At 72.4% G+C, this 18,021-nt stretch carries 15 protein-coding genes; 5 read left to right on the top strand and 10 right to left on the bottom strand.

Annotated elements, in window-relative coordinates; genetic code table 11:
* Nucleotides 1-41 precede the first annotated feature (41 nt).
* The 4 genes from IE212_RS29125 to recG all read right to left on the bottom strand — a co-directional run bounded on the left by IE212_RS29125 (nucleotide 42) and on the right by recG (nucleotide 4,662).
* Complete coding sequence (locus IE212_RS29125; protein ID WP_190200955.1) at nucleotides 42-1,133, bottom strand: F0F1 ATP synthase subunit B; 1,092 nt, start codon at nucleotides 1,131-1,133, stop codon at nucleotides 42-44.
* Between the two features lie 125 nt (nucleotides 1,134-1,258).
* Complete coding sequence (coaD, locus tag IE212_RS29130; RefSeq protein WP_190200993.1) at nucleotides 1,259-1,738, bottom strand: pantetheine-phosphate adenylyltransferase; 480 nt, start codon at nucleotides 1,736-1,738, stop codon at nucleotides 1,259-1,261.
* Nucleotides 1,739-1,764: 26 nt separating this feature from the next.
* Nucleotides 1,765-2,352: a 16S rRNA (guanine(966)-N(2))-methyltransferase RsmD gene (gene rsmD / locus IE212_RS29135; protein WP_190200956.1), complete on the bottom strand. Its 588-nt coding sequence runs from the start codon at nucleotides 2,350-2,352 to the stop codon at nucleotides 1,765-1,767.
* 81 nt (nucleotides 2,353-2,433) lie between these two features.
* Nucleotides 2,434-4,662, bottom strand: coding sequence for an ATP-dependent DNA helicase RecG (recG, locus tag IE212_RS29140; RefSeq protein WP_190200957.1), 2,229 nt, complete (start codon nucleotides 4,660-4,662; stop codon nucleotides 2,434-2,436).
* A 188-nt stretch (nucleotides 4,663-4,850) separates the two neighbouring features.
* Between recG and IE212_RS29145 the strand changes: the two genes are divergently transcribed.
* A complete protein-coding gene (locus IE212_RS29145; RefSeq protein WP_190200994.1) occupies nucleotides 4,851-6,689 on the top strand; it encodes an HSP90 family protein in 1,839 nt (612 codons plus the stop codon).
* A complete protein-coding gene (locus IE212_RS29150; RefSeq protein WP_190200958.1) occupies nucleotides 6,686-9,637 on the top strand; it encodes a tetratricopeptide repeat protein in 2,952 nt (983 codons plus the stop codon). Before IE212_RS29145 ends, IE212_RS29150 begins: the two co-directional genes overlap by 4 nt.
* A 10-nt stretch (nucleotides 9,638-9,647) precedes the next feature.
* Here IE212_RS29150 and IE212_RS29155 read toward each other — a convergent pair whose 3' ends face one another.
* A complete protein-coding gene (locus IE212_RS29155; RefSeq protein WP_373301446.1) occupies nucleotides 9,648-11,645 on the bottom strand; it encodes a DAK2 domain-containing protein in 1,998 nt (665 codons plus the stop codon).
* A 262-nt stretch (nucleotides 11,646-11,907) separates the two neighbouring features.
* Between IE212_RS29155 and rpmB the strand changes: the two genes are divergently transcribed.
* Nucleotides 11,908-12,093 (top strand): 50S ribosomal protein L28, encoded by a 186-nt coding sequence (gene rpmB, locus IE212_RS29160; protein ID WP_003993230.1) that lies wholly within the window; start codon nucleotides 11,908-11,910, stop codon nucleotides 12,091-12,093.
* A gap of 89 nt (nucleotides 12,094-12,182) precedes the next feature.
* Here the strand turns inward: rpmB and thiD are convergent, their stop codons facing one another.
* Entirely contained in the window at nucleotides 12,183-12,974 is a 792-nt protein-coding gene (gene thiD, locus IE212_RS29165) for a bifunctional hydroxymethylpyrimidine kinase/phosphomethylpyrimidine kinase (protein WP_190200959.1), read from the bottom strand.
* Entirely contained in the window at nucleotides 12,971-13,936 is a 966-nt protein-coding gene (locus tag IE212_RS29170; protein WP_190200960.1) for a thiamine-phosphate kinase, read from the bottom strand. The genes thiD and IE212_RS29170 overlap by 4 nt, the downstream gene beginning before the upstream one ends.
* A 206-nt stretch (nucleotides 13,937-14,142) precedes the next feature.
* Here IE212_RS29170 and IE212_RS29175 point away from each other — a divergent pair, with 206 nt between their 5' ends.
* Nucleotides 14,143-14,376, top strand: coding sequence for an Lrp/AsnC family transcriptional regulator (locus tag IE212_RS29175; RefSeq protein WP_003997603.1), 234 nt, complete (start codon nucleotides 14,143-14,145; stop codon nucleotides 14,374-14,376).
* A gap of 20 nt (nucleotides 14,377-14,396) precedes the next feature.
* Nucleotides 14,397-14,915 (top strand): DUF3515 domain-containing protein, encoded by a 519-nt coding sequence (locus tag IE212_RS29180; protein WP_190200961.1) that lies wholly within the window; start codon nucleotides 14,397-14,399, stop codon nucleotides 14,913-14,915.
* Between the two features lie 16 nt (nucleotides 14,916-14,931).
* Here IE212_RS29180 and IE212_RS29185 read toward each other — a convergent pair whose 3' ends face one another.
* Genes IE212_RS29185 through IE212_RS29195 form a run of 3 tightly spaced genes read right to left on the bottom strand, consistent with a single transcriptional unit; the run spans nucleotide 14,932 to nucleotide 17,941 of the window.
* Nucleotides 14,932-16,089 carry a D-alanine--D-alanine ligase family protein gene (locus tag IE212_RS29185; RefSeq protein WP_190200962.1) on the bottom strand — a complete coding sequence of 386 codons (1,158 nt, stop codon included), beginning with the start codon at nucleotides 16,087-16,089 and terminating at the stop codon, nucleotides 14,932-14,934.
* 59 nt (nucleotides 16,090-16,148) lie between these two features.
* Nucleotides 16,149-17,159, bottom strand: coding sequence for an NAD(P)H-dependent glycerol-3-phosphate dehydrogenase (locus IE212_RS29190; protein WP_190200963.1), 1,011 nt, complete (start codon nucleotides 17,157-17,159; stop codon nucleotides 16,149-16,151).
* The gene (locus tag IE212_RS29195) at nucleotides 17,156-17,941 is read right to left on the bottom strand and encodes a lysophospholipid acyltransferase family protein (RefSeq protein WP_190200964.1); all 786 of its coding nucleotides are present in this window, start codon (nucleotides 17,939-17,941) and stop codon (nucleotides 17,156-17,158) included. The genes IE212_RS29190 and IE212_RS29195 overlap by 4 nt, the downstream gene beginning before the upstream one ends.
* Nucleotides 17,942-18,021 lie beyond the last annotated feature (80 nt).

Raw genomic sequence — 18,021 nt, forward strand, 5'->3', positions numbered from 1 at the left:
GCCAGGATACTGGACCATTCGCTGTCGGCCCAATCCGGTGCTCAGCCGTTGCCGCGGCCCTGCTCGTAGGCGCGGAGCTGCTCGGCGCTGATCATGCTGGTGTCGAAGAGGCTGGTCTCGTCGAGGGCGTACCCCTGGCGGTCGTGATGGGCCTGCTGCTCCTGCTGGGCCTGGTGGTGCTCGTACGCCGCCTGCTGGGATTCGTAGCCCTGGTAGGCGTAGGGGTCCGCCTGCTGGTAGCCGTACGGGTCCTGCTGGGGGGCATAGGCCTGCTGCGGGAAGCCGCCGTAGGGGTCGGGCTGCTGCTGGGCGGGGGTCCCTCCCGCCGTGGGGTAGCCGGCGGCGGGGGCGTACGCCGGCTGCGGCGGTGCGTAGTCCTGCTGCTGGACGGTCTGCTCCACCGGGGGCCGCTGCTCCGCGAGGGCGGCCAGGTCGGCGAGGTAGTCCGCGTCGCTGGAGTGCTGGACGGTGCTGGTGTCGTCGGCCAGGGCGCCGAGGTCGTCGGTGGCGATCCGGCCGTGCAGCTTCTGCCGGCCTCGGCCGACGGCCTCCAGGGTCTTGGCGAGGACGGCCTCGAAGGAGCCGAGCTTGGCGTCGACGTACTCGTCGGCGGTGCGGCGCTGGGTCTCCGGGTCGTGGCTGCGCTCCGGGGCGTCCTCGTCCTCGTAGCCCTGCTCGTCGGTGCCGGGGCCGGTCCCGAGCAGCTTCTCACGGCCGCGGCCGACGGAGCCGAGGGTCTTGGTGAGGACGACCTCGAAGTTGGCGAGCTTGGAGTCGACGTACTCGTCGGCCTCGGCGCGGATCTCCTCGGCCTCCTGGCGGGCCTCGGCGAGGATCCGGTCGGCCTCGGCCTGGGAGCGGCGGGCGACCTCGGTGTCGGAGATCAGCGAGCCGCGTTCGGCGTGCGCCTGGCCGATGATGCGCTCGGCCTCCTGGCGGGCCTGCTCGACCATCTGCTCACGGTCGCCGATCAGCTCCTGGGCCTGGGCGAGGGAGTCGGGCAGCGCCGCGCGCACCTCCTCCAGCAGGGAGAGCAGTTCGGCGCGGTTGACCACGCACGACGCCGACATGGGCATGGACCGGGCGCCGGAGACCGCGGCGACGATCTCGTCGAGCTTCTTCTGCACGTCCACCGTGTGCTCGCCACCCTTCTCTGCAGATGCGTTGGAGACGGACGGGACGACTGTACGGCCACGGGGACGGCGCGGGACACCGGGTGACGGGTTGTCAGGCTCCGGTGGGACGGCCGGCGCGGGGTTCAGTCCTTGCGCAGGCGCTCGGTGAGGGCCTCGAGGACCTCCGCCGGCACCAGGTGGGACACGTCGCCGCCCCAGGTCGCGACCTCCTTGACCAAGGAGGACGACAGGAAGCTGTAGGTGGGGTTGGTGGGGATGAACAGGGTCTCCACGCCCGAGAGGCCGTTGTTCATCTGAGCCATCTGCAGCTCGTAGTCGAAGTCGCTGACGGCACGCAGGCCCTTGACGATGGCGGGGATGTCGCGCTGCTTGCAGAAGTCGACGAGGAGGCCGTGGAAGGCCTCGACGCGGACGTTGCCGTACTCGGCGGTGACCCGGCGGATCAGGTCGATCCGCTCCTCGATCTCGAACAGGCCCTTCTTGGCCTGGTTGATCATCACCGCGACGTAGACCTCGTCGTACAGCCTGGAGGCGCGGGAGATGATGTCGAGGTGTCCGTTGGTGATCGGGTCGAACGACCCGGGACAGACGGCGCGGCGCACTTGTGATCCCTCGCTCTCCGGTCCGGTCATCGTGCGTCTTCGCACGTTGAGGCGGCGCGACCGTACCAAAACGTTCCCTCGCCGTAGCGGCGGGCCCGGAGGGCTTCGAAACCCTCGGGCCACCGGAATTCACCGCCTCTGGTGCTGCGCTCCACGGTGACGAGGGCTTCTTCGGCGAGCCAGCCTTCCGAGCGGAGTGTGAGCAGGATCTCGCGAAGATCGTCGTCCGTGACGGCGTACGGGGGGTCCAGGAAGACCAGGTCGTAGGGGTCGCCGGGGGGCGGTGTGCGGATGATCTGTTCCGCTTTGCCGGATCTGACCTCGGCGCCGGGGAGTGCGAGGCTCTTCACGTTCTCGCGGACCGTGCGAACGGCTTTGGCGTCGGCCTCCACGAGGAGGGTGTGGCCGGCGCCCCGGGAGAGTGCCTCCAGGCCCACTGCTCCCGAGCCGGCGTAGAGGTCGAGGACGCGTTCGCCGTCCAGCGGGCCGCCGAGGAGGGACTGCCAGGTGGAGAAGAGGCCTTCGCGTGCGCGGTCGGAGGTGGGGCGGGTGCCGGTGCCGGGCGGCACGGCGAGTCGACGTCCGCCGGCCGTGCCGGCGATCACGCGGGTCATCTTCGGTCCTTGGTCGTGAGCGGCTTCAGGTTCATTGTGGCTGGTCGCGCTGTTCCCCGCGCCCCTGAGGGCGGTATCGGCTCAGCCCTTTTCCAAGTACTGCTCCCTCTCCTCGTCGAGAAGAGCGTCCAGTGCGGTCCGCAGAGCGGGCAGGCGGGTCAGCTCCGGGTCGGCGGCCACCACCGCCGCTGCCTCTTCTCTGGCCTGCGCGATGATCTCCTCGTCCTCGATGACGGCGAGCACCTTCAGGGAGGTCCGGGATCCGGACTGGGCCTGGCCCAGGACATCGCCCTCGCGACGCTGTTCCAGGTCGATGCGGGAGAGCTCGAAGCCGTCGAGAGTGGCGGCGACGGCGCCCAGGCGCTGGCGGGCCGCGCTCGCCTCGGGCATCTCGGTGACCAGGAGGCAGAGGCCGGGGGCCGAGCCACGGCCGACGCGGCCGCGCAGCTGGTGGAGCTGGGAGACGCCGAAACGGTCGGCGTCCATGATCACCATGGCGGTGGCGTTGGGAACGTTGACGCCGACCTCGATGACCGTCGTGGCGACCAGGACGTCGGTCTCGCCGGCGGCGAAGCGGCGCATGACCGCGTCCTTGTCGTCGGGATGCATCCTGCCGTGCAGGACTTCGACCCGGAGGCCGCTCAGCGGCCCCTTGGAGAGCTGGTCGGCCACGTCGAGGACCGCGAGCGGCGGGCGCTTCTCCGCGGCGTCCTCGGGGGACTCCGGGGACTTCTTCTTGCCGGCCTTCCCCGGGTCGTCCTCCTCGTCGCCGATGCGGGGGCAGACCACGTACGCCTGGTGGCCGTTCGCCACCTCCTCGCGGACCCGGTCCCAGGCGCGGGCCAGGAAGTGAGGCTTGTCGGCGGCCGGGACGACATGGCTGGCGATCGGGGAACGGCCCGCCGGGAGCTGGTCCAGGACAGAGGTCTCCAGGTCGCCGAAGACGGTCATGGCGACCGTGCGCGGGATGGGCGTGGCCGTCATGACCAGCAGGTGCGGGGGCTGTTTGCCCTTGCCGCGCAGGGCGTCGCGCTGCTCGACGCCGAACCGGTGCTGTTCGTCGACCACCACCAGGCCCAGGTCGTGGAACCGCACCTTGTCCTCGATCAGCGCGTGGGTGCCGATGACGATGCCGGCCTCGCCGGTGGTGAGGTCGAGCAGGGCCTGACGACGGGCCGCCGCGCCCATGGAGCCGGTGAGCAGCACCACCTTGGTGGCCTGCTCGGCGCCGCCCAGCATGCCGCCCTCGGCCAGTTCGCCCATCATCTCGACGACCGACCGGTGGTGCTGCTGGGCGAGCACCTCGGTGGGCGCGAGCATGGCGGCCTGCCCGCCCGCGTCGACCACGGCGAGCATGGCGCGCAGCGCCACCAACGTCTTTCCGCTGCCGACCTCTCCCTGCAACAGCCGGTGCATCGGATGCTCGGTCGCCAGGTCGTCGAAGATCTCCCGGGACACCCGCTGCTGGCCGTCGGTGAGGGTGAAGGGGAGGCGGGCGTCGAAGGCGGCGAGGAGGCCGTCCGGGGCGGGCCGGCGGGCGACGGCGGGGAGCTGGGCGTCCGCGTGGCGGCGGCGGGCGAGAGCGACCTGGAGGACGAAGGCCTCGTCCCATTTGAGGCGGGCACGGGCGTCCTCGATGTCCGCCTTGGTGTGCGGGCGGTGGATCTTCAGGAGGGCCTCGGGCAGGGGGACCAGGCCGCGGCCCCGGCGCAGGGAGTCCGGCAGCGGGTCGACGGCATCCTGGGCGCTGGGCAGGACCGTCTGGAGCGCCTTGCCGATCTTCCAGGACTCCAGCTTGGCGGTGGCCGGGTAGATCGGGATCAGCGCCCCCGCCCATGTCTCGACGGACTCGTCGGGGTCCCCTCGCAGCAACTCGTAGGCCGGGTGCGCGAGTTGGAGGCGACGGTTGAACACGGAGACCTTGCCCGCGAACATCGCGCGCGTGCCCGGCAGGAGCTCCTTGTGGGGCTTGTGAACGCCGTGGCCGAAGAAGACCAGTTGGAGCCGGCCGCTGCCGTCCGTGATCGTGACTTCCAGACGCTGGCCCTTGCCGCGCGGGGCCTTGGCGGAGGCGAAGGTGTGCAGCCGGGCGTCGGCCACCTGGGCGACCACCGTGACGTGCTCGTCCATGGGGAGGTCGGCGAGGTGGGTGAGCTGGCCGCGCTCCTCGTATCTGCGCGGATAGTGGTGGAGGAGGTCGCCGACGGTGCGCAGGCCTAGATGCTCGGCCATCACCTTCGCGGTGGCGGGGCCGAGCACCGACTTCAGTGGTTGTTGCAGCGGTTCTTCCAGTGCGGGCACGAGATCCATTGCACACCACGCCACTGACAATGCCGCAGAGGCCGCGGCCCACATCGCCGTAAAGATCCCGGAAATCCCTGGTCAGGCGGCTGGTTCGGGCTCTAGGATGGCGCGCTCCCGGCCCTCCTTCGCGGTCACCGCCCCACCGGGACCGCCCGACCCCGCGCCGTCGCGAGTCCCCCACCGGCGCCGTGATGATGGACTCCCACACCTCACAGGCATCCCAGCCGCCTCATAAGCCCCAGCCGTCTCGCACGTTCCAGGTCGATCTGCGTGGCCTGGTGGACCTCCTCTCCCACCACCTGTACTCCAGTCCCAGGGTGTATCTGCGCGAGCTGCTGCAGAACGCCGTGGACGCCATCACCGCCAGGCACGCGACGGAACCCGGTGCTCCAGCCCGGGTGCGGTTGTCCGCCGAGGCGGGCTCCCTGTGTGTCGAGGACACCGGCGTGGGGCTCACCGAGGCGGATGTGCACGACCTGCTCGCCACGATCGGGCGCAGTTCCAAGCGTGCCGAGGGCCTGCAGGAGGCCCGTTCGGAGTTTCTCGGGCAGTTCGGCATCGGGCTGCTGGCCTGTTTCGTCGTCGCTGAGCGGATCCGGGTGGTCAGCCGCAGCGCCCGTACCCCCGAAGCGCCACCTGTGGAGTGGACCGCCCGCGACGACGGTTCGTACACCGTGCGGACGCTGCCGGAGGCCGAGCGTCCCGAACCGGGAACCACCGTGCACCTGGTGGCGCGGACCGGGTCCGAGGAGTGGCTCGCGCCCGAGCGGGTCCGCACCCTGGCCCGGGACTTCGGCTCGCTGCTGCCGTACGACGTCCGGGTGGGCGACGAGGCGGTCACCGACCTGCCCGCCCCCTGGGACCGGTCGTATCCGGGCCCGGCCGCCCGCCGGGTCGCGCTCGCCCGGCACTGCGACGACCTGTTCGGATTCACCCCGCTGGACACGATCGACCTGGCCGTGCCGGTGGCCGGGATACGCGGGGTGGCGTACGTCCTGCCGTCGGCCGTCAGCCCGGCCCAGCGCGCGGGTCACCGCGTACACCTCAAGGGCATGCTGCTGACCGAGCGCGCCGAACAGCTGCTGCCCGACTGGGCGTTCTTCGTGCGCTGCGTGCTCGACACCGACAGTCTGCGGCCCACGGCGTCGCGCGAGGCGCTGTACGAGGACGAGACGCTGGCCGCCGTGCGGGAGGCGCTGGGCGAGCGGATCCGGGCCTGGCTCACCGGTCTTGCCGCCGGCGATCCGGAGCGGCTGGCCGCGTTCCTGTCCGTGCACCACCTGGGGGTGAAGTCCCTGGCCCGGCACGACCGGGAGATGCTGCGCACGATGCTGCCGTGGCTGCCCTTCGAGACGACCGACGGACGGTTGTCCCTGGAGGAGTTCGCCCAGCGGCACCCGGTGGTGTACTTCACGCGGACCGTCGAGGAGTACCGGCAGGTAGCGGCGATCGCGTCCGCGCAGGGCATCGGTGTGGTCAACGGCGGCTACACCTACGACAGCGAACTGGTCCAGGCCCTGCCGTCGGTGCGTGCGGGCACCGTGGTCGCCGAGTTGGACGCGGACACGGTGACCGCGCATCTGGACGCGGTCGACCCTGCCGAGGAACTGGCCCTGTCCGGTTTCCTGGCGGCGGCCCGGTCCCGGCTCGACCCGCTCGGATGTGACGTCGTCCTGCGGGCCTTCCACCCGCTGTCCCTGCCCGCGCTGCACCTCGACGCCCGGGACGCCCGGCATGAACGGGCCCAGGCCGACGCCGAGGCGCAGGCCGACGACCTGTGGGCGGGCATCCTCGGCTCCCTGCGCGGGAGTGCCCCACGCGCCCGTCTGGTGCTCAACCATCTCAACCCGCTGGTCCGGCGGATCAGCGCGCTGCACGACCCGGAGCTGATCGGCACCGCCACCGAGTCGCTGTACGGGCAGGCTCTGCTGATGGCGCAGCGGCCGCTCGGGCCCGCCGACTCGGCGCTGCTCAACCGCGCGTTCATGGGCCTGCTGGAGTGGGCCACGCACCGCGAGGACGGTCAGGCATGAGTGAGATCACGGACCTGGACGCGCTGCGCCGGGCGATGGCGGAGAACTCCGACCAGCCGGAGGGCCCGGCCCGCAACGCGCGCGCCGAGGAACTGCTGGCCGCCGCGGAGCGGCTGAACATCCCGCTCGCCGTGATCGAGGCGCTCGGGCACCAGCTGAAGGTCTACAACTACAGCTCCGAGAAGGGGAAGATGTTCGTTCCCTTCGCGCGTCTGCTGCGCATGTGGGACGAACGGCCCGAGGACTTCGACGAGTACGAGACGCACACGTTGCACTGGGTCTTCAAGTGGGTGTCGGCCGGCATGCTCGACCAGCCGCACGTCCCGCTCGCGTCGATCGAGAAGTGGCTCGGCGAGATGGAGCGCCGCTACCGGCTCGCCGGACACTCCGAACGGGCCGTGCGCAGTGCCGAGCACAGTGTGGCCGCGCATGTCGGGGACCTCGGGCGGGCCGAGCGGGCGTACGCCGCGTGGCTGGCCGCCGACGTGGACACCATGACCGACTGCCACGCGTGCGAACTGCACGGCCAGGGCTGGTGGCAGGCGGAGCAGGGGCGGGACGAGGAGGCGCTTCGGCTGTGGCGGCCGGTGCTGGAGGGCGAGTACACCTGCGCCCACGAGCCGCACACGGCCCTGGCGTCCTCCCTGCTGCCGCTGCTGCGGCTGGGCCGCGTGGACGAGGCGCGCGCCCACCACCTGCGGGGCTTCCGGCTCGTGCGGGCCATGGAGAGCATGCGCGGCGCGTACGCGGAGCACGTGGAGTTCTGTGCGCTGACCGGCAACGAGGCGCGTGGTCTGGAGCTGCTCGCGGAGCGGCCGGCGTACTTCACGGACGACGGGCACCCGCAGAGCAAGCTGGACTTCATGAGCGTGGTGGCCCTGCTCATGGACCGCCTCACCGGGCTCGGGCTGGGCGAGAGGCAGGTGCCCGGTCCGGCCGGCCGGGAGTGGACGGCGCGGGAACTCGCCGCGCACACCCGTGCGGAAGCCCTCGCCCTGGCGGCCCGCTTCGACGAGCGCAACGGCACGGCACACGTCAGCGAGCGGGCACGCGCGCGGATGGCGCGGGAACCGCTGGTCGAGCGGCTGCCGCTGGGCGTGCGGTCGGTCCGGCCGGCCCCTGCGCCCGCTTCCCCGGTGGTCACAGCCGCGGGCACCGAGCAGCCGGATCTGGCCGCCCTGCTGGTCCGGGCGCGGCGGATGTCGGACACCCTGCGGCCGGGCGCGGTGGAAGCGTGGGCGGCGGTCGCCGAGGCCGCGGAGGGCGCCGAGCTGGCCCCGCTCGACCGGGCCGAGATCGCCGAGCACCGGGCGATGGGCCTCGGTCCGGAGGGCGGCGCGCTCTTCGAGCGGGCCGCGGAGCTGTACGCGGCGGCGGGCGATCCCGGGGAGGCGTTGGCGGCACGCGCGCGTGCGGCGTACGTACGTGCTCTCGGCGGTGCCGTGGACGACGCGCTGGCGGCCGTGTCCGGCCCGTACGATGAGATCCTGGCCTTGCACGCCGCCGGAGAGACGGGGATACGCCAGACGGCGTCCGTACTGATGAGCCGGGCGCGGATCCTGATGCGGCGGGCACACGAACCGGAGGCGGAGCGCGCCGGGGCGGAAGCCGCCGTCCGGGAGGTGCTCGCGCTCGTCGACGGGCGGACCGGGGAGGACGTGCGGCTGGCCGCTCGGGCCGCCGAGGCGCAGGCCATGCTCGGCGAGCTGGCCGGGCTGGAGGGGGACCTGGAGACGGCCGCGGGGCTGTTCGCGCTTGGCGCGGCGGCGTTCGTCGCCGCGGGGCTGCCCTGGTTCGCCGTGGAGTACGAGGCCCGGCTGGCCTCCCTCGCCCATCACCTCGGCGACATGGCGGAGGCGGAACGGGCGCTGCGAGCGGCGCTGGAGCACGGTGGGGACCAGTTGGAGGCGCCCGGGAGGGCCCGGCTGCACCTTCAGCTCGCCGAGGTCGTCGGTGGCCGTGACGAGGTCGTGGAGGCCGCCCGGCATGCCCTGGAGGCCGCGCACTGGGCCGACGAGGCGGGTGAGGGGGCGACGCTGGGCGCCTGGGCGCGGCAGCAGCTCGGCGGGTTCCTGTTGCGGCAGGGCCGGTGGGCCGAGGCCGCGGAGGTGCTGGAGTCGGCGCTGCCCGATCTGACGGCCGAGACGCACGGCGACGGGGCGGTCGTGCAGACGCAGTGGTGGCTCGGCGACTGTCTGAGCGAACTCGGCGAGCACCGCGCGGCCGCGGAACGTCGCCTGCAGGCCGCCGAGATCGCCCGGCACTGGCCCGAGCAGCACGACCACGCGACCCTCGCCCACCTGGCCGGGGAGTCCCTCGGGCAGGCGGGGCTGACCGCAGAGGCGGACCAGGCCTACGCACGCGCGGGCGACCTGTGGCGCGCACTCGGCAACACCCCCGGCCTGGTCCGCTCCCTGCGCGCCCGCGCCTGGCTGGCGTCGCGCACGGAAGACGGCCTGGCCACGGCGCGTGGCCTGATGGCGGACGCGGTCCGGGAGTGCGAGGCCGCGCGGGACGGGGCGGCCGACGAGGAGTCCTGGCAGCGGTTCGTCGCCGAACTGGGCCACACGCACAGGCAGTTCGGCGACCTGCTGGCGTCCGTTCCGGAGAGCGCCGCGGGGGGATCGTTCCCCGCGGTGGCCGAGGAGCCCGCCGTGTCCGAGGAGGCGCTGTCCCAACTGCTGCGGTCGGCCGAGGTCTTCGCCTTGCTCGGGGCCGGTGAGCTGCACAGCCGTACCGGGGCCGAACTCACCGCGGGGTGGCTGGAGATCGAGCTGGGCCGCCTCACCGAGGCGACGGCACGCGCGCGTGCGGTGCTGGCGGCGTACGAAGATTACGACGGCACGAACCCCGACGGCACGAACACCGGCGGCGACGGCGATGCGGTGCGGGCCCGTCGAGCGGAGGCCGAGCACATGCTCCGCGTCGCCGCGGAGGATCCGCGGTGAACGTCCCGCCCTACTCCACGCCGATGAGCAGCAGGGCCCCCTGCCGTCCGCCCCGGTACACCACCGTGTCGACGGCGAGATACCCCTCGCGGACCCGGCTCTGCAGGTGCTCGGCGACGGTTTCGGGCGCTTCGTCGCCGAGTACCAGGGTGACCATCTCGCCCCCGGCCGCGAGCATGCGGTCCAGGACGGTCTCGGCGGTGGCGGTGACGTCCGAGCCGATCACGGCCACGTCGCCGTCGATCAGACCCAGGACGTCGCCGGCCTGGCAGATGCCGGCCATCGTCCAGGACTGGCGTTCGGCGACGGTGACCTCGGCGTAGCGGGTCGCGCCGGCCGCCGAGGTCATCGACACGACGTCCTCGTCGAACCGGCGCTCCGGCTCGTGCACCGCCAGGGCCGCGATGCCCTGCACGGCCGAGCGCGTCGGGATGAGGGCGACGCGGATGCCCTCCGTGCGGGCCTGCTCGGCGGCCGCGGCCGCGGTGTGGCGCAGCTCATCGTCGTTGGGCAGCAGCACGACCTCCCGCGCGTGGGCCCGCCGTACGGCCTGCACGAGCTCCCCGCTCGCGGGCGGCTCCCCGGGACGTGCGAGCACGGTGGTCGCGCCGGCCTCGTCGTACAGTCCGGCCAGGCCTTCGCCGGGTACGACGGCCACCACGGCACGCTGGGCGCGCTCGCGGGGTGGCCGCTCGGCGCCGGTGGTGTGCACGTCGCCGGCGCCGAAGTGCGTGATGCGGATCCGGTGGGGCCGCCCGGCCTCGATGCCGGCCTCGACGGCGGCGCCCGCGTCGTCGACATGGACGTGGACGTTCCACAGCCCGTCGCCACCGACCACGACGAGGGAGTCACCGAGGCCGTCGAGCCGCTCCCGCAGCCGGTCCACGGCCTCGTCCCCGGCCTCCAGGAGGTAGGTCACCTCGAAAGCGGGTCCGCCCTGGCCGGGGGCGGCGGAGCTGTCGGCGCACCCGCCTCCCGGGCGTCCGGGGGCCGGGGCGCAGCCCTCGGCGGGCTCCACGCGTGCGTGCGTGTCCTCGGCCGGTCCGGCCGGTCCGTCCGACGCCGGCCCGTCCGCCTGGCCGGGCACCGTGCGCGGGTGCTGGTCCTCGAACGGCCCGGTGTGCGTCCGTGGGGCCGGCCCGCCAGCGTGCCCCGAAGCGTCGGGCGTGCGCACCGCCACCGCGGCCTCGGGGGCGACGCGGTCGTGCGCCGCCGCCGGCCCCTGCGATGAAGCCGATGAAACCGATGCAGCCGATGAAGCGCCGGGCCCCGGCGCCCCCGCCGTGCTCGCCGCGGCCGCCGCCCCCGCGCCCGCACGGGTCCCGCTCGCCGCGACGGCGATCCTCCGCGGCCTCTCCCCCGTGAACGTCTCCACCAGCGCCGCGAGCACCGCCACCAGGCCTCGCCCCCCGGCGTCGACCACCCCGGCGCGTTCCAGGACGGGCAGCTGGCCCGGCGTCGCGGCGAGGGCCTCCCGCGCACCCTCGTAGGCCGCCCTGGCCACCGTCCCGCAGTCGCCCTCGGCACCGGCGGCGGCGTCGGCGGCGGCCGAGGCGACGGTGAGGACGGTGCCCTCGACGGGGTGGGCCACGGCATGGCGGGCGGAGTCGGCCGCGTGCCGCAGGGCGAGCCGCAGCACCTGGCCGTCGGCCGGCGTGGTCTCCTCGCCGGCCAGCACCTGGGCCATGCCGCGCAGCAACTGGGCGAGGATCGTCCCGGAGTTTCCACGGGCTCCGATGAGCGCCCCGTGCGCCATCGCCCGGGCGGCGTCGGCGAGCGTCGGTCCCCCGTGGCCGGAGCCGGCCGCGTGTCCCGCGAACACCGCCTCGACCGCCCCGACGGCGGACTCCACGGTCAGATACAGATTCGTGCCGGTGTCGCCGTCCGCCACGGGATAGACGTTGATCGCGTCGATTTCCTCACGCGCCCGCCCCAGTGTCCCGAGAGCGAGACCACACCACGTGCGCACCGCGAGAGCATCGAAGAACCTCTGCGGCACCTGCGCCACTGCGCCTCCCTGAGCTGCTGGACGTGGCAGGCAGCGTAGACCCCCGGGACGGTCTCCACCGGTAGCGGGCCGTGAGGGGACCCGGGCCGACCATGGTAGTTTCGTTGCACTGGGGCAGTCGTTGTATGATGCTCCGGTTGCCCGATCCCGATCGGGCCATTCCCCTGGCAGCGCCACTCAGATCATCGAATCCATCGAACTGATCCTGATCCCGGCATGCCGGGATCAACCGTAAGTGCATCTGAAGTCTTTGGAGTGACCCGTGGCTGCCAACTGCGACGTCTGCGGCAAGGGGCCGGGCTTCGGCAACAACATCTCGCACTCGCACCGCCGTACGTCCCGTCGCTGGAACCCGAACATCCAGCGTGTGCGTACCGTGGTGGGCGGGACGCCGAAGCGCGTGAACGCTTGCACCTCGTGCATCAAGGCCGGCAAGGTCTCGCGCTGACGCTCAGCTAGCGCGCGCCACTGCTGGTTCGCTGCGGAGCCGGTCCACCTCTGGTGGGCCGGCTCTTTGCCGTGCCCACCGCTTCGGGTTCACGAACCGACCCGGAACCGCCAGCCGTGATCCACCGGCCCGATCCCCCCGCCGAGCGCGAACCCTGCCGCGACGGCCCCGGTGACGTACTCCTTCGCCGCCGCCACCGCCTCCGGCACCGACTGCCCCTTCGCGAGCTGTGCGGCGATCGCGGAGGCAAGGGTGCAGCCGGTGCCGTGCGTGTGCCGGTTGTCGTGGCGGGGCGCCCGCAGCCAGTGCTCCTCGGAGCCGTCGGTGAGCAGATCCACGGCGTCCCCGGGCAGGTGGCCGCCCTTGATCAGCGCCCACCGCGGCCCGTAACCGAGCACGGCCGCCGCGGCCCGCCGCAAGTCCTTCTCCGACTCGACCCGCACCCCGGTCAGCTGGGCCACCTCGTCGAGGTTCGGGGTGGCGACCGTCGCCACCGGCAGCAGCTTCGTACGGACGCAGTCCAGCGCGGAGGCGGCGAGCAGGGAGTCGCCGTGCTTGGAGACGCCCACCGGGTCGACGACCGCTGGAGCGTCCGTCCCCGCGATCAACTCGGCCACCGTCTCCACGAGTTCGGCCGTGGCGAGCATCCCGGTCTTGACCGCCTGGACGCCGATGTCGTCGACGACACTGCGGTACTGGGCCCGCACCGCCTGAACCGGCAGCTCCCAAGCTCCCTGCACGCCCAGGGAGTTCTGCGCGGTCACGGCCGTGAGGACGCTCATGCCGTGCACGCCGAGCGCGAGCATCGTCTTCAGATCGGCCTGGATCCCGGCGCCGCCGCCGGAGTCCGAGCCGGCCACCGTGAGGACGTTGGGAATCATGGCTCCATGTCTCCGAAGTGGTCCCAGCCGCCCTTCCTGGTCCACGGCGCCCCGTCGACGGTCACCTGGGGCAGCGCCGAGGGGTTGAGGACCTCGCCGATGACCTTCCAGCGGGCGGGCAGCTTCACGTCCGGCGGGAAGGTCGCGACGATCGCGTGGTCCTCTCCCCCGGTCAGTACCCACTGCATCGGGTCGACGCCCACGGCCTGCCCGATGTCGTTCATCTGGGTCGGGATGTCGATCGCCCCGGAACGGACGTCGATCCGCACCTTGCTGGCCTCGGCGATGTGCCCCAGGTCGGCGATCAGCCCGTCGCTCACGTCGCACATCGCGGTCGCCCCGAGCCCGGCCGCGGCCGGGCCCGCGTGATACGGCGGCTCGGGCCTCCGGTGGGCCTCCACGAAGGCCCGCGGCGAACGGAAGCCGCGGGACAGCACCGCGTACCCGGCCGCCGACCAGCCCAGCCAGCCGGTCACCGCGACGAGGTCGCCGGGCCGGGCGCCCGCCCGCGTCACCGGCTCCTGGCCCCGCAGGTCGCCGAGCGCGGTGATCGACACCATGATGGAGTCGCCGCGTACGACGTCACCGCCGACCACGGCGGCGCCCGCCACCTGGCACTCGTCGCGCAGTCCGTCCATCAGCTCGCTCGGCCACGTCACCGGCAACTCGGCCGGGACGACCAGACCGAGCAGCAGCGCGGTCGGTACGGCCCCCATGGCGGCGATGTCCGCGAGGTTCTGCGCGGCGGCCTTGCGGCCCACGTCGTAGGCCGTCGACCAGTCCCGCCGGAAGTGCCGGCCCTCCACCAGGATGTCCGTACTGGCCACGACCCTGCGGTCGGGCGCGGCCACCACGGCGGCGTCGTCGCCGGGGCCCACCCGGACCGCCGGGGTGGTGGTCAGACGGGAGGTGAGCTCCCTGATGAGCCCGAACTCACCGAGCTCACCAACAGTGCCCTTCATTGCCCTTTCTCCCCTTCTGTCCCTGTCCGTGCCCGGTCGCGAGGCCTCTCGGTCCTCGTTACGGTCGAAGTGACCGTCAAGTTCTGCCGGACCTGCACCCCGGCGCGCAAGACCCGGCTCCCGCAGGTCTCCCCGCGGCGGCCGACGACGCGATACCGTGGCGTTCCTTTTCCCCACATGATCCTCGTGGCCGCCCTGGAGGTTCCGTGGTACAGGCGTACATCCTGATCCAGACGGAGGTCGGCAAGGCGTCGACCGTCGCCGAGACGATCAGCAAGATCCCTGGGGTCATTCAGGCCGAGGACGTCACAGGACCGTACGACGTGATCGTCCGGGCGCAGGCCGACACCGTCGACGACCTCGGTCGCATGGTGGTCGCCAAGGTCCAGCAGGTGGACGGCATCACCCGCACCCTGACCTGCCCGGTCGTCCATCTCTAGCCCCCGTCTACCCTGTGCCGGTGAACTCTTTCCGTCACCGGCACCGCTCTGTCTTCCGTGCAGTCCTCCGCCTGCCCGCTGTCGCGCTGTTGATCACAGTCGCGGGCTGCTCCGCGGCAGACGGCAGTGCCTCGGCGACGGTTCCCAGCCCGGACGCGAAGGTCACGGAACTGTGCCGGAGCCTGGACAAGGTACTGCCCGCGAAGGTGGACGGTGAGCGCCGTGCGGATCCCGAGCCCGAGTCGGCGCTGACGGCGGGCTGGGGCAGCCCGGCGATCATACTGCGCTGCGGTGTGCCGCAGCCGCCGAAGATGGTCGATCCGAAGGTGGCGGACGGGCATGACCCGGACGCGGTCGCCGGGGGCGTGAACGGGGTGGACTGGCTGATGGAGAAGCAGGCGGACGGGGCGTACCGGTTCACCACGGCCAACCGTGAGGCGTATGTGGAGGTCGGGGTGCCGCAGGGCGTGGACAGCTCCGGGGTGCTGATCGATCTGGCCGCCGCCGTGAAGAAGGCGATCCCCGAAGGGATCGCCTGATGACCGGGGGCCGCTGTCAGCGAAGGCCCGTTGAACGGCGCAGCGCCGCCCGGACCAGCCGGTCGATGAGCTCCGGGTAGCTCACCCCGGTCGCCTGCCACATCTGCGGATACATCGAGATGGGCGTGAAGCCGGGCATCGTGTTGATCTCGTTGATCACGAACTCGCCGTCCTCGGTGAGGAAGAAGTCGGCGCGGACCAGGCCCTCGCAGGACGCCGCCTCGAAGGCGTCGACCGCCAGGCGCCGCACCTCGGCGGTCTCCTCCGGCGTCAGCGGCGCCGGGACGATGCCGGGCGTGGAGTCGATGTACTTGGCCTCGAAGTCGTAGTACGCGTGGGCGTCCGGCGGCGGGATCTCGGCCGGGACCGAGGCACGCGGGCCCTCCTCGAACTCCAGGACGCCGCACTCGATCTCGCGGCCGCGCAGGGCCGCCTCGACGAGGATCTTGGGGTCGTGGCGCTGGGCCTCGGCGATCGCCTCGTCCAGGCCGGAGAGGCCGTCGACCTTGGTGATGCCGATGGACGAACCGGCGCGCGCGGGCTTCACGAACAGCGGCCAGCCGTGCTCGCCGGCGAAGTCGACGATCTTCTTGCGGGCGGCGGACTCGTCCTGCTCCCACTCGCGCGGCCGGATCACCAGGTACGGGCCCACCTTCAGCCCGAAGGAGGTGAACACCAGCTTCATGTACTCCTTGTCCTGGCCCACGGCCGAGGCGAGCACACCCGACCCCACGTACGGGACGCCGGAGAGCTCCAGCAGGCCCTGGAGGGTGCCGTCCTCGCCGTACGGGCCGTGCAGCACCGGGAAGACCACGTCGACCTCGCCGAGCGCCTTGGGCACCGATCCCGGCTCGCTGTAGACGACTTCGCGGTTGGCGGGATCGACCGGGAGGATCACTCCGCCCTCGGCGGACTCGGCGAGGGCGTCGACGCTCGGCGGGCGCCGGTCGACGATCGCCATGCGCTCCGGTTCGTCCGCCGTGAGCGCCCAACGGCCGTCCTGGGTGATGCCGATCGGCAGGACGTCGTACTTCGTCCGGTCGATGGCCTTCAGGACGGCGCCCGCGGTGACCACGGAGATCCCGTGTTCGGAGCTGCGCCCGCCGAACACGACGGCCACACGCGGCTTGCGAGGCGGCTGCTCGGGGCTCTGGGGGAGGTTCTCGGTGCTCATATCGGCTTGAGAGTACCCGTTGGTAAGGCCCGGAGACAGCGCCCGCCGCCTCGCGTCGCTCAGCGTCGCTCGGGCTTCGCGCTGCGCGACATCAGCTCCTTGAGGGCGACCACCGGGGGCTTGCCCTCGTGCACGATGCCGACGACCGTCTCCGTGATGGGCATGTCGACGCCGTACCGATGGGCCAGATCCAGCACCGACTCGCAGGACTTGACGCCCTCGGCGGTCTGCTTGGTGACGGCGATGGTCTCCTGGAGGGTCATGCCCTTGCCGAGGTTGGTGCCGAAGGTGTGGTTGCGGGACAGCGGCGAGGAGCAGGTGGCCACCAGGTCGCCGAGGCCCGCCAGTCCCGAGAAGGTCAGCGGATCGGCGCCGAGCGCCATGCCGAGCCGCGTGGTCTCGGCGAGACCGCGCGTGATCAGGGACCCCTTGGCGTTGTCGCCGAGGCCCATGCCGTCCGCGATGCCGACGGCCAGCCCGATGACGTTCTTGACCGCCCCGCCGAGTTCGCAGCCGACGACGTCGGTGTTGGTGTAAGGGCGGAAGTACGGCGTGTGGCAGGCGGCCTGGAGCCGCTGGGCGACGGCCTCGTCGGTGCAGGCGACCACGGCCGCGGCCGGCATCCGCGCGGCGATCTCACGGGCCAGGTTGGGCCCGGTGACGACGGCGATCCGGTCCTGGCCGACCTTGGCGACGTCGTCGATGACCTCGCTCATCCGCATCGCGGAGCCGAGTTCGACGCCCTTCATCAGTGACACCAGGACCGTGCCGGGCGCGAGCAGCGGCGCCCACTCGGCGAGGTTGCCGCGCAGGGTCTGCGAGGGGACCGACAGGACCGTGAAGTCGGCGTCCGCGGCGGCCTGTGCGGGGTCCGTGGTGGCCCGCACGCTCTCCGGGAGCTCGACGCCCGGGAAGTAGTCGGGATTGGTCCGGGTGGAGTTGATCGCCTCCACCAGTTCCGGGCGGCGCCCCCACAGGGTGACCTCGCACCCCGCGTCGGCGAGCACCATGCCGAAGGCCGTGCCCCACGAACCGGCGCTCAGCACCGCCGCCTTGACCGGCTTGCTCACTTGCCCAGCCCCTCTTCCTGCACGGTCTGCCCGGAATTCCTATGCGTCTGCGCCTGGGTGCGGCGCCGCTGTTCGATCCGCTCCCGGCGCGGGTCGTACGGCGTCTCGGGCGCCTTCTCGCCGCGGATCTCCTCCAGCTGGCGGGTGATGGCGGCCATGATGACCTCGGTGGCCTCCTTCAGGAGCTCCGCGGTCATCTCCCGGTCGTAGAACCGCGTGAGGTCGACCGGCGGACCGGCGAGCACGCGGTGTGTCTTGCGCGGCAGCAGCTGCGGCTTCTTCGCGTACGGCGGCAGCAGCTCGTTGCAGCCCCACTGGGCGACGGGGATGACCGGGCACTTGGTCTGCAGGGCGACGCGGGCGGCCCCGGTCTTGCCGGTCATGGGCCAGCCGTCGGGGTCGCGGGTGAGGGTGCCCTCGGGATAGAAGGCGACGCATTCACCGCGGTTCACGGCGTCGATCGCGGCCCGGAAGGCGCTCAGCGCGTCCGTGCTCTCGCGGTAGACGGGAATCTGCCCGGTGCCCCGCATCGCGGCGCCGACGAATCCCTTCTTGAAAAGCCCGCTCTTCGCGAGGAATCGCGGGACGCGCCCGGTGTTGTACTGAAAGTGCGCGTAAGCGAAGGGGTCGATGTGCGAATTATGGTTCACCGCGGTGATAAATCCACCCTCGGCCGGAATGTTCTCGATTCCGCGCCAGTCCCGCCTGAGCAGAACCACCAGCGGCGGTTTGCAGATCACCGCGGCGAAGCGGTACCAGAAGCCGATTCTGCGGCGGGGCACGCGGACACCTTCCTCTAGGGCCTGTAGCGGGGGCCGCCGGGGGGCCGCACAAGTGTCGCCCCAGGCCGCCGGTCTGTCGA

Origin of the sequence: Streptomyces djakartensis (assembly GCF_014651075.1) — a bacterium.
Lineage (GTDB): Bacteria > Actinomycetota > Actinomycetes > Streptomycetales > Streptomycetaceae > Streptomyces > Streptomyces djakartensis.